At 42.4% G+C, this 15,227-nt stretch carries 13 protein-coding genes; 7 read left to right on the top strand and 6 right to left on the bottom strand.

Features of this window, described 5'->3' with window-relative positions; all coding sequences use genetic code 11:
• The first annotated feature begins 7 nt into the window (after positions 1-7).
• Positions 8-1,141: an HDOD domain-containing protein gene (locus tag C727_RS0113125; RefSeq protein ID WP_017446109.1), complete on the top strand. Its 1,134-nt coding sequence runs from the start codon at positions 8-10 to the stop codon at positions 1,139-1,141.
• Here the strand turns inward: C727_RS0113125 and mutH are convergent.
• Both mutH and C727_RS0113115 read right to left on the bottom strand, forming a co-directional pair.
• The gene (mutH, locus tag C727_RS0113120; protein WP_017446108.1) at positions 1,133-1,798 is read right to left on the bottom strand and encodes a DNA mismatch repair endonuclease MutH; all 666 of its coding nucleotides are present in this window, start codon (positions 1,796-1,798) and stop codon (positions 1,133-1,135) included. The genes C727_RS0113125 and mutH overlap by 9 nt on opposite strands.
• Positions 1,785-2,624, bottom strand: coding sequence for a putative RNA methyltransferase (locus C727_RS0113115; RefSeq protein WP_017446107.1), 840 nt, complete (start codon positions 2,622-2,624; stop codon positions 1,785-1,787). The genes mutH and C727_RS0113115 overlap by 14 nt, the downstream gene beginning before the upstream one ends.
• 269 nt (positions 2,625-2,893) lie before the next feature.
• Here C727_RS0113115 and C727_RS0113110 point away from each other — a divergent pair, with 269 nt between their 5' ends.
• Positions 2,894-3,604, top strand: a complete 711-nt coding sequence (locus C727_RS0113110; RefSeq protein WP_017446106.1) for a SapC family protein — start codon at positions 2,894-2,896, stop codon at positions 3,602-3,604.
• Positions 3,605-3,668: 64 nt separating this feature from the next.
• Positions 3,669-4,187 carry a SprT-like domain-containing protein gene (locus C727_RS0113105; protein ID WP_017446105.1) on the top strand — a complete coding sequence of 173 codons (519 nt, stop codon included), beginning with the start codon at positions 3,669-3,671 and terminating at the stop codon, positions 4,185-4,187.
• Here the strand turns inward: C727_RS0113105 and C727_RS0113100 are convergent.
• Together C727_RS0113100 and metK are read right to left on the bottom strand one after the other, a co-directional pair.
• Complete coding sequence (locus C727_RS0113100) at positions 4,162-5,382, bottom strand: pyridoxal-phosphate-dependent aminotransferase family protein (protein WP_017446104.1); 1,221 nt, start codon at positions 5,380-5,382, stop codon at positions 4,162-4,164. The two genes, C727_RS0113105 and C727_RS0113100, sit on opposite strands and share 26 nt — an antisense overlap.
• Positions 5,383-5,485: 103 nt before the next feature.
• Positions 5,486-6,637, bottom strand: a complete 1,152-nt coding sequence (gene metK, locus C727_RS0113095) for a methionine adenosyltransferase (protein ID WP_017446103.1) — start codon at positions 6,635-6,637, stop codon at positions 5,486-5,488.
• 288 nt (positions 6,638-6,925) lie between these two features.
• Here metK and tkt point away from each other — a divergent pair, with 288 nt between their 5' ends.
• The 4 genes from tkt (at position 6,926) to C727_RS0113075 (ending at position 12,387) form a co-directional block, all read left to right on the top strand.
• Positions 6,926-8,920: a transketolase gene (gene tkt, locus C727_RS0113090; RefSeq protein ID WP_017446102.1), complete on the top strand. Its 1,995-nt coding sequence runs from the start codon at positions 6,926-6,928 to the stop codon at positions 8,918-8,920.
• A 55-nt stretch (positions 8,921-8,975) separates the two neighbouring features.
• The gene (gene epd, locus C727_RS0113085; RefSeq protein WP_026052715.1) at positions 8,976-9,986 is read left to right on the top strand and encodes an erythrose-4-phosphate dehydrogenase; all 1,011 of its coding nucleotides are present in this window, start codon (positions 8,976-8,978) and stop codon (positions 9,984-9,986) included.
• Between the two features lie 26 nt (positions 9,987-10,012).
• A complete protein-coding gene (locus C727_RS0113080) occupies positions 10,013-11,191 on the top strand; it encodes a phosphoglycerate kinase (RefSeq protein ID WP_017446100.1) in 1,179 nt (392 codons plus the stop codon).
• Positions 11,192-11,259: 68 nt separating this feature from the next.
• Positions 11,260-12,387 (top strand): DNA alkylation repair protein, encoded by a 1,128-nt coding sequence (locus tag C727_RS0113075; RefSeq protein ID WP_017446099.1) that lies wholly within the window; start codon positions 11,260-11,262, stop codon positions 12,385-12,387.
• Here C727_RS0113075 and C727_RS0113070 read toward each other — a convergent pair.
• Together C727_RS0113070 and C727_RS18545 are read right to left on the bottom strand one after the other, a co-directional pair.
• Entirely contained in the window at positions 12,370-13,596 is a 1,227-nt protein-coding gene (locus C727_RS0113070; protein ID WP_017446098.1) for a cation:proton antiporter, read from the bottom strand. The genes C727_RS0113075 and C727_RS0113070 overlap by 18 nt on opposite strands.
• On the bottom strand, positions 13,597-15,132 hold the full coding sequence (locus tag C727_RS18545; protein ID WP_051008753.1) for an FMN-binding glutamate synthase family protein: 1,536 nt from the start codon (positions 15,130-15,132) through the stop codon (positions 13,597-13,599). It lies immediately after the preceding gene.
• Positions 15,133-15,227 lie beyond the last annotated feature (95 nt).

Here is a 15,227-nt window from a genome sequence, read left to right as displayed (position 1 = left end):
GTCTTTTATGAGCTCGCTAAACTATGGTGAGATTTTACAGCAAAGGTTTTACGACCTTTTGATTAGCTATGATTTTGCAAAAAACAGCCAAGGCACTCATTTTGGTGACTTCTCCCAAGAGGTTTCGAGTTTTTTAGCGGTTGATATGAAAGCTAAAAAATCACGTGACAATGAAAAAAAGGCGCTCGAAAGTCGTAAGCAAAAACTGAGTGATGAGCTTCATCAGACAATTTATGATTTAATGGGCCAAGCAGTGCCCGATACGCAGGGTTTATATGAAAAAACGGTCGCTATCAATGATGCATTGCCTGCTTTATTGGATTTATTATCTGTGCGGGCGGCTTCGGTTAGCCGAATAGAGCCCTTGGTGAAAGAGATTCGAGGTTTAGAAGGGGACCTAATTCAGTTTATCAATTTGCCCGGCTATCGAAAAGAAAACAATGGCCAGCCAGTTAAAGTTGACAATATTCGCGTAGCACTGAGTTTTATTGGTATCGAAAACTTAAAACTTGTGGTGCCCTGTTTAGTGATGCGTCGTTTGTTACCAGCCTCAACAGAACCTTTTACATTGTTAAAGAGAAAAATATGGGAATTTAATCTGGCAGCAGCCATTAGTAGTCGCCGACTTGCTCAATTTTATGAAGTGGATGATGCTGGGGTGTTTGTCGCCAGCTTATTTCAAGGGCTTGGTCAGATTGCAGTGAGTAAACTCTATTTCAATTTGTTCGAAGAGGTACGTCGAGATGCATTGGAGACGGCCCGAAAAGCAGTGCAAAAAGAAGATTATCAAGCCCTTTTGATGATAGAGCCAGATGGTCAAGCTTTAAAAAATTTGATTTTAGAGTTTAGTGAAAACATAAGTCTGGATTTGGTTGATTATATGCAGCTCAAAAGGTTAGCCGTCAGTAAAATTATGCACCCACAAACTGATAAAAATGAGCGTCCCGAACAGAGTCGGGCCAGGCAAGCCTTATTTAAAGGAACTGCTTATGGTCGCTATAAAATGCTCCATCGTCACAAACTGTTATCAACAACAGAAGCTAAAGTGTATATCCGTGAGTGCAAACTTAATTCTAGTGAAATAAAAGTACTGAATCAGCTTAGTATGACACGGTTAAACCTACGTATGGCCTCAGACTGAATTTAAGATTAAGCGGGTAAAGTCTTTTTTTAAATAAAACCCACGTGGCAGCGCAGCAATCGGCTCACCGGCTGTTCCAATGGCTTGCGTTCGGATCCGACTATGTGCTGCCTTAGGCCGAAGTTGTAAAAAAGTCCCTGTTTTAGCGGTAATAGATTGAATCTCGCCAAATGCAATTTTATCCATAATCTCTTCCCAATCAGCGCGTAATGCAGCCGCCTGTTGAGCCGTCGGTGACCATAAGATTGGATAGCCAACTAGTCTATCTTTAACTGGTATGCTGCGTTCAGCTAATATAGGGATCCATAACACACGTGCCAGTTTTTTATAAACAGGGCTTTGTAACCAGGTTTGCCCCGCGATACCGGTTAACTGGGCTGCACAAACGAATGTGGTTTCTAATGGCTCACCGTTGCGATTAACAGGTAAGCTCTTTAGCTCAATGCCTAATTGTTCAAAATCTGGCACTGGCTTGCTGCCAGCACTGGCACCTAAATGCCATTCAATTAATTGACCGCCCCAGCCTTTGTCTTTGCGTAAATTTTCGGGTACCTGAATACCCGCTAATTGAGCAAGATCACTTAAAGTGAAGCCGGCAATCTGGCTGGCTAGGGCAAGCAATTCTTGTTCTGATGCTGGCGTTTTAGGTTTTATCATAAAGCTTATAATGAGTTATTTTAATATCTAAGGTGACTGTCATAGAAGCGCATTGTTTAACTACTTCTAAACGGCTTTTTTCAGCTCTATGGCCATGAGGTGTCATCATTAATAAATCTGCAATTTGTGACTGATTGATAGTCGTTGTTTGTTTTTCATTGCTAGTTTTCACCCATTTAAAGTCAGTTTCTGGCGTATTACTTGACGACTTATTCGTGCTTAATTCAGGGTAAAGGGCTTTGCGTATTTCGAGCAAATGCGACGGGCCCGCTTCAAGTAATATTAATGAACCTTCAGGTTTCAAACAACGAGCAAACTCATCGTATACAGGAAAACCAAAAGCAGAGACTATTAAGTCGACAGACCGATCAGCAAGCGGTATGGCGCGGTTCGATGCGACTAAATAACAGGCTTGTTTGTCTTGGGCTGCGGCTGCTTGTACTGCATATTTACTAATATCTATCCCGCTATAACGACAATTCGCTAAAATAGGATGAGATGAATTTTGTAAACAACGCAAATAATAGCCTTCACCACAGCCAGCATCTAACAGATGCGATTGAGGCTGCAGTAAACACTCATTGATTAGGTAATTTGCTAATAGGTCACTGATAAATTGATAGCAGCCGGCGTTAAGTAGTCGCCGTCTTGCAGCCACCATGTCTTTATTGTCGCCGGGTGATTTTGAGCGCTTATAATGTACCGGCAATAGATTGTAATAACCCTGTTTCGCTCGATCAAAAGTATGACCTTGAGGGCAGACTAATTGCCGCTCAACTATGGTTAGTGGTTGCCCGTCAAGTGGGCAAATCAGCGCTCTATTCATGGAAAGTCGTTAAATTAAACCATTATAACTGACACAAACAGGCAAGTAAAAAGGCCTTTATGTTAAATAAATGTTTATTGTTTTACATGTTTTGCCGTTATTTTGTGCGAACAAGCTTAAATTTTAGCTTTTTGTCCATTTTATGCTTGATTTAAAGACGCTATCGAATATCTTAGTTGGTACTGTTGAACAGCGCAGACAATTCGATTGACTGACCTGTTTTTAATTAACACACTGACGAAGAAAATTATAATTCACTGGAGATCCAGATGTTCAAAAAATTGGTTCCTATTAACTCAAGCCAACACAAAGATATTAAGTTAAAGCGCGCTCAGAATTATAACTTTGCGCAAAAAGTTCATGTTGCGCCTTTATTGGCTCACGAGTTCCCGCAAGCCTCTTCTAGTTTTCCTGTTATTTTCCATAAAAATGAAGAGTCTGGTGAGTACAGTGCGCTCGCTTTATTAGGTCTGGAAAAAGAGAAAAATTTGTTAGTTAAAGATGGCTATTGGAGTGCGACTTACGTGCCAGCTTCAATCCGTCGTTATCCGTTTGCCGCTGCGTCAGTGAATGGTGATGAAGGTAACATGGTGGTTTGTTTAGATGAAGAAGCTGAAATGTTTAACACAGACGAAGGCGAAGCCTTATTTAATGATGACGGCAGCGAAGGAGAAGTTTTAACGCAAGTGAAAGAGTTTATGAACTCTTTTGTAGAGCGCGAAGCAGCCAGCCGTGCGTTTGTGAAATATCTATCAGAAAAAGAATTATTTCAAGCGCGTACCGTAGGGTACACTAATGAGCAAGGGGAGCGAGTGAACATAGGTAGCTTCCATGCGTTGGATGAAGAGAAGTTTAACAAACTATCTGATGAAGAGTTTTTAGAAATGCGCAAGCGCGGCTATTTACCTGTTATTTATGCAGTGTTAACGTCAATGCAGCAAATGGATACCTTATTCCGGTTACAGCGCCAAGGCGCTTAATTATTAAAAAGCGGTCTCTGACCGCTTTTTTATTATGTCAGACTTAACTTTTAAGGTTTCCCACTTGCAACAGTTGTTTACTCAGCTGGTGCAAAGATACTCAAGCCAATGTGCAGAGCTGACAGACTACCGTTTGCAGTTTAATAGCAGCCAACGTCAACTGGGTGCCTGTAATTATCACCGCCGCATCATTAAGATCTCAAAAACCATTTTGCAGAAAAATCCGTTGGCGGTACAAGAAGACACTTTAAAACACGAAATTGCACACGCCCTTGCATTTCATTTGCATGGTGATCGCGGTCATGGTGCCAATTGGCAGCAATGGGCGATCCAGTTGGGTGCCAAACCTCAAGCCAGGTATCTTGAGTCACTCGAAGTCGATTACAAATACAAAATAGTTTTGTTTCAGGATGGAAAATTAAAACCGTTGGATGGCGGTTATCACAAAAAAGTTAGCCTTAAAAACCGTCATCTGAGAGGTCAACCAGAGACGGTCAATTGTTTATATTTAATCTCAAGTGAACAATTGAGCGCATTCCTTCAAGGACAGCTTGACTTTAATCAACTGGTTTTGATTCAGTAGTTGTATACGCTTGCAAGCCACGCTCTAATTCAGCCATGGCTGTCGGTAAATCGATTTTACCTCCTAGATCTCTAATTGAGCAGCCAAAGGCATGTAAGGTTCTAAATAAATGATGAGCACGGCTTTGTTCACCCATTTGTCCGATCCTGACAATATCCAAGCCAAATGAGCCGGCAATTTCAACTTTATAGCGACCAGAAATATGGGCTAACAGTGCTTTTTGCTCTATACCGGCTGGCAACTGAATCCCTATTACAGAATTAAGACGAGCTTGGCTGGGTACAAATAATTCTAATCCCATGGCCTCAATGCCTCGTTGGAGTGCCAGCGAACAGCGTAAATGGCGTTGAAAGCGATTGGTTATGGTTTCTCGACAGATCAGAGCGAGCGCTTCATGAATGGCCAATATGCCTGAGACAGGGGCAGTATAATGATAAGAGCTTTGATGCCAAAATTTTTCTGCTAAACGTGCATCTAAACACCACTGTGGACTGTCTGTTGGGCGGCTATGAATGCGTTCGTAAGCCCTAGGCGAAAATGCAATTAACGAAACACCGGGTATTGATGATAAACCTTTTTGGCCACCGGTTATAACAGCATCAATCTTCCATTCATCCATTGGCAGCGGCATGGTGCTTAGTGTGCAGACAGCATCAACAATCACATAACAGCCGGCTGCATGAGCAATTTCAGCAATTTCTTGGAGGTTTTTGTTGCAAACAGTATTTGACGTTTCGCCTTGAACAAGTGTGATCACTTCAGGTTTTAATGAGTCAATCAATCTTTGGATGACAGCTAAATCAGGCAAGGATTGCTGCTCGACCTGATATCTATGGACATTGGCACCAGCGCGTTTAGCCATTTCAGCCAAGCGGCCGCTAAAAAAACCGTTTTCAATGGCTAATACTGATGTTTTTGACCACACCAAATTACTTATCGCCATTTCCATTGCGGCCGAGCCAGGCCCAGCGACCCCTAAAATCCAAGGAGAGTGAGTCTGAAAAACATAACGAGACATGGTTTTAACCTGCTCAATCACTTGTGCCATGGTATCACCAAGATGATTGATCACAATTGAATTCGCTTTGGCTACCCGTTGTGGAATGGGGACTGGGCCAGCGCCCATCATTAATAAGGGTTCTTCCGGTAATATATCTTCAAGATCGGTAATTTGGGGGCAAGGTATTTGCGACATTCAGATCACTATCAGTTATTAAAGAATAACTTGATATTGTCGCCTATAAATAGATTTTTCGCTAGTCAGATTAAGTTACGGGTCTGTCGACCCGTGCACGATTTTATAGCCCGGCGGCGGCTTTTAATTGTTCTGCTTTATCAGTTTTTTCCCACGGAAATTCATCGCGTCCAAAATGACCGTAAGCGGCAGTAGGCTGATAAATAGGGCGCTCTAAATCTAACATCTTTAATAAACCGTATGGGCGTAAGTCAAAAAACTCACGGACTAACTCAACCAAACGAGTTTGTTCAATTTTGCCAGTACCAAAGGTTTCTACACTGATAGAAGTGGGTTCGGCAACACCAATGGCATAGGACACCTGAATCTCGCAGCGTTCGGCAAGACCGGCTGCAACGATGTTTTTAGCCACGTAACGACCAGCATAAGCCGCTGAGCGGTCCACTTTTGATGGATCTTTACCAGAAAAGGCACCCCCTCCATGGCGAGCCATACCGCCATAGGTATCCACAATGATTTTACGACCGGTTAAACCACAATCGCCCATAGGTCCGCCAATCACAAATCGGCCAGTTGGGTTAATAAAATATTTGGTTTTATCGGTCAGCCATTCAGATGGTAATACAGGTTTAATGATTTCTTCCATTACGGCTTCGCGCAAATCGGCCGTTGAGATACTATCACAATGTTGAGTCGACAAAACAACGGCATCTATACCTGTGGGTTTGCCATTTTCGTAAATAAAAGAAACCTGGCTCTTAGCATCGGGGCGTAACCACGAAAGTTGACCATTTTTACGCACTTCTGCTTGGCGTTTTACGAGTCTATGTGCATAAGTAATAGGTGCGGGCATTAACACATTGGTTTCGTTACTGGCATAACCAAACATTAAACCCTGGTCACCAGCACCTTGTTCTTCTGGGCGTTGACGGTCCACACCTTGGTTGATATCAGGCGATTGTTTACCTATGGTATTTAATATGGCGCAGGAGTCTGCATCAAAACCCATGTCAGAGTGGGTGTATCCAATCTCGCGTACGGTTTTACGGGTAAGCTCTTCAATGTCAACCCAAGCGCTGGTGGTTATTTCACCCCCAACCATCACCATACCTGTTTTTACGTAGGTTTCACAAGCAACGCGGGCCTGCGGATCTTGGGCTAGAATGGCGTCTAACACGGCATCTGAGATTTGATCGGCAATTTTATCCGGATGACCTTCTGAAACCGATTCAGAGGTAAAAACATGTTGTGTCATTGATGACTCCTGAAACATATAGAATAGGGGGCTAGTTTAATCAGAAAATGCGATTTTGCAAGTCTTTACGTCTAGACGTCTAAACTTCTACAGACTGAAGTCTGGTTAGGATTATAAATTTTGCTAAATTTGGTATAAATTTAATCAAAATAGTCTGTATTTAGCGCAATCATGGTGATAAATAGAATAAAAATTTGCACTCAAAGTTGGCCTGAGTGAAAATACTGGCCGAATAATATTAGACAATATAAAAGTTACGCATAACTAAGCTTATCTTAAGGAGTTAAAATGCCGTCACGCAAAGAACTTGCTAACGCGATCCGTGTCCTGAGTATGGATGCAGTGCAAAAAGCAAAATCAGGTCACCCAGGTGCCCCTATGGGTATGGCTGACATAGCCCAGGTGTTGTGGACTGATTTTATGAACCACAATCCAACCAACCCAGAGTGGAGCGATCGTGACCGTTTTGTATTGTCAAACGGCCATGGTTCAATGTTGATCTATTCTCTGTTACACCTAACAGGGTATGATTTACCAATTGATCAGTTAAAACAATTCCGTCAATTACATTCTCAAACGCCAGGCCACCCTGAATATGGTTACACTAAAGGTGTTGAAACCACAACAGGTCCATTAGGTGCAGGTGTTTCGAACGCAGTTGGTTTTGCCATTGCAGAAAAAACCTTAGCCGCTCAGTTTAACCGTGAAGGCCACGATATTGTTGACCATTATACTTATTGCTTTTTAGGTGATGGTTGTTTAATGGAAGGTATCTCTCATGAAGCTTGTTCATTAGCAGGTACTTTAGGGTTAGGTAAATTAATCGCTTTTTATGATGACAACGGCATCTCAATTGATGGTGAAGTTGAAGGCTGGTTTACAGACGATACGCCAAAGCGTTTTGAAGCTTACGGTTGGCATGTGATTGCTGACGTTGATGGTCATGATCCAGACGCAATTTCTGCAGCAATTAAAGAAGCTCAGTCAGTGACTGACAAACCAACAATGATTTGCTGTAAAACCATTATTGGTATGGGTTCACCTAACAAAGCCGGTAGCCATGCTTGTCACGGTGCACCATTAGGTGATGATGAAATTGCCGCTGCTCGCGACTTTTTAAACTGGACGCACGAACCTTTCCATATTCCAGCCGATGTGTATCAAGGTTGGGATGCTAAAGAAACAGGTAAAGCTAAAGAAGCGGCTTGGAATGCCAAATTTGAAGCCTATAAAAATGAATATCCTGATTTAGCCGCTGAGTATGAACGCCGAGTTATCAAAGGTGAATTACCAGAAGATTTTGCACAAAAAGCAAACGCCTATATTGCTGAAGTACAAGCTAAAGGCGAAAAGGTTGCAAGCCGTAAAGCGTCGCAAAATACAATTGAAGCATTTGGTAACTTATTACCAGAATTGTTAGGTGGTTCTGCTGACTTAGCAGGTTCTAACTTAACCTTATGGTCTGGTTCTAAAGGCATTCAGGAAGATCCTGCTGGTAACTACATCTTTTATGGTGTTCGTGAATTTGGGATGTCTGGCATTATGAATGGTATTTCACTGCACGGTGGTTTTATCAACTATGGTGCAACTTTTTTAATGTTTATGGAATACGCACGTAATGCTGTTCGTATGTCTGCATTGATGGGCATTCAAAATATCTTCGTTTACACCCACGACTCTATCGGTCAAGGTGAAGATGGCCCAACACACCAACCTATTGAACAAGTAGCTAACTTACGTTTAACACCAAATATGTCAACTTGGCGTCCGGCTGATGGCACTGAATCTGCAGTTGCATGGAAACTTGCAGTTCAGCGTAAAACAGGCCCTTCTGCTTTGATCTTTAGCCGTCAAGGTTTACCTGCATTAAGTCGCACAGATGAGCAAGTTGCCAATATTGAAAAAGGGGGTTACGTATTGGTTGATACTGACGGTACGCCAGATGCAATCTTAATTGCTACCGGTTCAGAAGTGTCTTTAGCGGTTGAGTCTGCGCAAGCGTTAACTGAGCAAGGCATCAAAACGCGAGTTGTGTCTATGCCTTCTACCGATGTGTTTGACAGCCAGTCTGCTGAATATAAAGAGTCTGTATTGCCTGCTGCAGTGACTAAGCGTGTTGCAATTGAAGCAGCTCATGCAGATTTCTGGTACAAATATGTCGGTACACAAGGTGGTTTTGTTTGTATGACGACCTTTGGTGAGTCTGCACCAGGTGGAGATTTGTTTAAACATTTCGGCTTCACTGTAGATAATGTAGTGGATACCGTTAAAAAGCTGTCTTAAGACAGAGTTTTAAAAGGCAGGCAGCGCCTGCCTTTTTTAATGGGGGACTTAAGTTATAGTTCGCATCGCAATTAATGGTTTTGGCAGAGTAGGACGCAGCATCCTCAGAGCCATCTATGAATATGGTTTAACCGACCAGTTTAAAGTTGTTGCAATTAATGAGTTAGCTGCACCTGAGAGTATTGCTCATTTACTTAAATACGATACCTCACATGGCATTTTTAATGCTGATGTTAGCCTTGAAGGCAATCGTTTAAAGGTAAATGACAACTGGATTCATCTAATTCAAGAAGCCGAGCCGACCCAGTTACCTTGGTCAAATCTTGGTATCCAGATAGTGTTTGAATGTAGTGGTCAAATACATAGCTTCGAAGAATCATTTGTTCACATTCGCCAAGGTGCCGATAAGGTTTTGCTGTCTCATCCGGGCGATACCAGTATTCCCAAAACGATTGTTTATGGGGTGAATGAAAAAACCTTGAGTCGCCGTGATAAGGTGGTATCTGCTGCTTCTTGTACTACTAATGGCTGTGTACCTGTGATTGATGTTTTAGATCGTGCATTTGGGATTGAGAGTGGCACAGTCACTAGCATCCATGCTTCAATGAATGATCAACCTGTCATAGATTCTTATCACACAGACTTGCGTCGAACTCGTGCTGCAAGCCAGTCTATCATTCCGGTGGACACCCGTTTAGCGGCTGGAATAGAGCGCATTTTGCCAAAATTTCAGCGTCGTTTTGAGGCTATCTCAGTACGGGTCCCAACGGTCAATGTCACTGCATTGGTGTTGAGTTTGGCAATGGAAAAACCAGTCACTATAAACGAAATTAATCATGCGATCGAAACCGCTGCCAAAGGGGCGTTAAAAGGTATTTTAGACTTTACCGATGCACCATTGGTCTCAATTGACTTTAACCACAACCCACATTCATGCATACTGGATAGGACACAAACTAGAGTTAGCCATAATAAGCTGGTGAAAGTATTGGTCTGGTGTGACAATGAGTGGGGTTATGCAAATCGAATGTTAGATACCTGCCGAGCGATGTTGGCGGCAGAGTAGTAAATTATTTTATATTGGAGATAATTATGTCAGTAATCAAAATGACAGACTTGGATTTAAAAGGTAAAAAAGTACTCATCCGCGAAGATTTGAATGTGCCTTTAGATGACGAAGGCAACATCACTTCAACCGTTCGTGTTGATGCGGCACTGCCAACAATTAAAAAAGCATTAGAGCAGGGCGCTGCTGTGATTGTAATGTCTCACTTAGGTCGTCCAACTGAAGGTGAGTACGAAGAAAAATATTCATTAGCCCCAGCAGTTCAATATCTGGCAAAAGAACTAGATGCCCCTGTACGTTTAGAAAAAGATTATTTAAATGGCGTTGAAGCAAAAGCAGGTGAGTTAATTGTATTAGAAAATGTGCGTTTTAATATTGGCGAAAAATCCGATGATGAAACACTTGCTAAAAAGCTTGCAGCGTTATGCGATGTTTTTGTCATGGATGCCTTCGGTACAGCGCACCGAGCCCAAGCTTCAACTCATGGGGTTGCTAAGTTTGCGCCTGTAGCTTGTGCGGGTCCTCTATTAGTAAGAGAACTAGACGCACTAGGTAAAGCATTAGACAATCCAGAGCGTCCGTTAGTTGCGATTGTTGGCGGCTCTAAAGTTTCGTCAAAGTTAGCGGTATTAGAAGCCTTTTCAAAAATAGCAGATACCTTGATTGTTGGTGGGGGCATTTCAAATACTTTTGTTGCCTCTGCTGGTAATGAAGTCGGTAACTCTCTGTATGAAGAAGATTTAATCCCAGAGGCTAAACGTTTACGTGACACGACAGAAGTTATTTTTGCAACGGATGTAAGAACAACAAAAGAAGGTTTCAGTGATTGGAACCATAATTCTGCGACTCAAGTTAAACAAGCGAATGAAATCGCTGCTGATGAAGAAATTATCGATTATGGTCCAGAATCAGCGCAACGTGCTGCTGAAATCGTTAAAAATGCTAAAACCATTATTTGGAATGGCCCGTGTGGGGTATTCGAGTTTGATGCATTTTCAAAAGGCACAGAAACAGTTGCTCGCGCAATTGCTGAAAGTGAAGGATTTTCCATTGCCGGTGGTGGTGATACCTTGGCGGCGATCGATAAATGGGATCTAGCTGATAAAATCTCTTATGTATCAACAGGTGGTGGTGCGTTTTTAGAATTTGTTGAAGGCAAAGAGCTACCAGCAGTTAAGGTTTTGCAAGAACGCGCAAAAGCTTAGTATAGCGCCTAAAAAAGCCGCTTAACAGCGGCTTTTTTATTGTAAATATGCTGTTTAGGACAAGCTAAGTGGAACCTTTTAAAAATCTTTTCAGTTCAGCGCGAGTGTGCCATCTTGCTAAGGTCCTAAAGCAAGAGATCCCAGAGTTTCCGGTTGAGCCATTTATTGATACTGTGTTAGCTGAGTTAGACTCGCTGGAGTTGAAAGCACGAAGTCAGTTAATCTTTAGCCAGCTTTTGCGTTATTTACCCAAGCCATTAGTTTGTTATCAGAGCCAATTAGTCAATACCCTTGCCCCTATTACTGAGCCACAAACTGAGCAAATTTTATCAGATCATCCCACTAAACTATCCGGTTGGATTTTAATGCCGGTGGCTGAATTTGTCGCAGCTAAAGGCCACTCGGATATGCCATTGGCGTTTGACTTATTGACACAAATTACTAAACGTTTTACCGCTGAGTTTGCGGTGCGGTCGCTGTTAAATCAGGCGCCTGAGCAAGCACTTGTTTTACTAAAACAAAGGTTAAGTCATCCCAATGTGCACGTACGGCGTTGGGTCAGTGAAGGAAGCCGGCCGCGTTTGCCGTGGGCCGCACATTTTACCGCTGTGATTGAACAGCCTGCGCTAACACTAGATATTTTGCTTGCGTTAAAATCCGACCCCAGCGAATATGTTAGACGAAGTGTTGCCAATCATTTAAACGATATTAGCAAAGACCATCCTACCTATTTTATTGAGCTACTGGCGCAATGGCTGCCGGATGCAGACACACAGCAGCGGCGATTGTTAAAACACGCCAGTCGAACGCTGATAAAAAACGGTGACGTTAAGGTACTAGAGCTTTGGGGCTACGTGCCTTTGCAGGCAGTCAAATGTCATTTGTCCTGCGAAACAAAAATATCTATCGGTGAAACACTCAATATTGAACTGGAGTTGGTATCTGAAGCAACAGAGCCTCAGCCGTTGATGTTAGATTATTCGGTTTGGTATTTGAAAAAAAATGGCCAATTGAGTCAAAAAGTTTTCAAATGGAAGTCTTTTGAGCTGCCGCCAGGTGCGACCAAAATGACTAAAAAACACAGCTTTAAACCAGTTACAACCCGTGTATATCATGCTGGGCATCACCGTATAGACGTACAGTTAAACGGCCATACGCTCGCCCAACAAACATTTGAGTTACTCCCGCAAACTTGAATTACCTGTTTTTAATAAAGGGCTAACTGTGGTGCCTTGTACAATAATTGAGAATAATACGCATCCTAAAACCATCGACTGTAATTCCCACCAATAGGGCAAACTAGTTGGTAAGGATAATACTAACACCACAGCGATAGCGCCACGTAGACCACCCCAAATCAAAATCTTTTGGGTTTGAATTGAAATGGTGCAAGGGGTTAGACGTAACAAAGCACTGACTGAGCTGACACTGATTGTGCGTGCCACGAGAGACGCAAAAATTGCGATTAAAATGGCTAACCACTGCTGGGTGAACATTTCAAATAGAATGACCAAACCCATCAAAAAGAAAATTAAGGTATTAAAAAATAACCCTAACCATTGCCATGTCGCTGCAGTATCTGCTAACAAACGGTCGTGCTGATCTTTTAACAATCGCCGACTAAGTAATGCTGTTGTCATCACCGCCAAAATACCAGACACATGGACTATGTGTTCGGCAATGTACATGCTAACAAACGCAGTAAATAATAAAATAATATTGGCCGCACTATTTTGGCCAATAAACAATATAAAGATGGCACTCAATAGGCCCAAAATGGCACCAATAAAAATGCCACCGATAAAGGTTTGCACAAATACACTGAGTTGGCTCAGCCAATTGAGCTCAGCAGCCTCGCCGTCAGTGGCATAGGCTAGCAAAATGCTAAATAAAACGATGGCGGTTGCATCATTAAATAAGCTTTCGCCTTCAACTAACGTTGTTAGGTCATCTGATGCTTGTTCTTTTTTTAGCAAAGCGACCACACTGACTGGGTCAGTTGCTGCTAACATGGCACCTAACAACAGGGCTGCTGGCCAAGTAAAATAATTGGGGTAGCCAATTGCATAGTAGCTTATCACTGCAACAATAAAACAACTAAGCACAGATCCGATAGTGGCAAGCGATAATATTGGTGTTAACCAGCGCTTTAACAAGTGTGGTTTTAAATGCCATGCCGATTCAAAAATGAGTACAGGTAAAATTAAATAAAATACCAAATCATGAATATTATGCGCTCTAATGCCGGTTTCTATACCTAGCCAAGGTATAAAAATGGAAGCAAAAACCCCGCACATTAAAGCGCTTAATGTTTGATCTAATCGCAACATTTTCGCCAAAATTAAACTTAAAATGCAAAAGCCGGCAAGTACTAAAATAATATTGAGTAACTCGGTAATTTGCATTTATGCCTGCTCCTTTTGGTTAACATCTTGATAGCTTGTATTTGCGCTCACGTCTGGGTACAACTCAGTAAGCGGGATAGGCAACCCTTTTTCATTTATCAATTGAGCGTGTGAGCGGGTTAACTGTCGGGGTTCACGGACGCCGCAGGAATGAGCAATAATGCCAACTTCGTAGGCCATGTTTTGCGCCAACTGGGCTACTCTTTGGGCTTTATCCTGGTAGTCTAAACCACGCTGTAGTTTTGGATTATGGGTTGTGATACCGGTTGGGCACGTATTTTTATTGCACTGTAAAGCTTGAATACAACCCAATGCAAACATAAAACCGCGCGCTGAGGTGACAAAATCAGCCCCCATGCATAATGCCCATGCAACGTCAGAAGGGTTGATAAGTTTGCCAGAGCAAATGACTTTTACGCGGCTTTTTAAATTATATTCGTTTAGTTTGTCAATCAAATAAGGCAGTGAGCGTTTTAATGGTAAGCCCATATAATCCATTAAACTCTGTGGCGCTGCACCTGTGCCACCATCGGCTCCATCTAGTGTAATAAAATCTGGAGCTGCCTCTACACCGCGCTTATGAATTGCCTGAAAAAGTTCATCTAGCCATTCAGTATGACCAAGTACGGCTTTAAAACCGACAGGTTTGCCTGTGACTGTTCGAATGCGACTTATCATGTCGAGTAGATCTTCAACATTGCGGATATCGGGGTGACCATTTGGACTAATAGAATCTTGCCCAACCGGTATTCCACGAATTTTTGCAATTAAGGGGGTAACTTTTTTGCCTGGCAAAATACCGCCTTTGCCGGGTTTAGCCCCCTGACTCATTTTTATTTCGAACATTCTAACTTGTTCGTAAGCGGCAATTGTTTTTAATGTATGGTCACATAATTCTCCTTTTTGATTACGAACACCATATTTTGCGGTACCGATTTGAAATACAAGATCACATCCCGCTTCTAGATGAAACGGGGATAACGCGCCTTCACCTGTGTTCATCCAAATACCTGCTTTTTTGGCCCCATACGCTAGCGCACGTACAGCTGGAGACGACAAAGCGCCATAACTCATGCCAGAGATATTATATAAAGATGAGGTGGTATACGGGGTTCTGCAATAATCTTTGCCAATAGTCACAGGGCTTATTTCAGCAGCATCTTCACTTAGAGTCGGGAAAGGACAGCTTAAAAAGAGGATATCTCCGGCCTGGTTAAGTGCCCTGGTAGAGCCAAAAGCAATGGTTGAATCTAAATTTTTGGCGGCGCGGTAGACCCAGTTTCTTTGGGCTCGGTTAAACGGCAGCTCCTCCCTGTCCATGGCAAAAAAGTATTGCCTAAAAAACTCACCTAAATGTTCAAATAGATACCTAAAGCGCCCGATCAACGGATAGTTTCTGCGAATTGCTTGTTTGTTTTGGTTGATATCGGCGAGGTACATGTAAACTAAAATTAAAAAAATAAGACCGATAATAAAAATGAAAATGAGCACACTAAATTGCAGAATGTTCACCACCCAGCCGTGCACAGAAGCCATATCAAATTGCATTGTAATAACACCCTAAAATTATAAGTTGAAATGTAACGATTTGATCTGGTTGAACGGCGAGGGGAGAGGTACTGCAGAAAAAC

This window comes from Gayadomonas joobiniege G7 (assembly GCF_000300815.1).
Classification (GTDB): domain Bacteria; phylum Pseudomonadota; class Gammaproteobacteria; order Enterobacterales; family Alteromonadaceae; genus Catenovulum; species Catenovulum joobiniege.
Note: the sequence above shows the minus strand (reverse complement) of the source record. Positions and strands in the feature narration are given on the sequence as shown.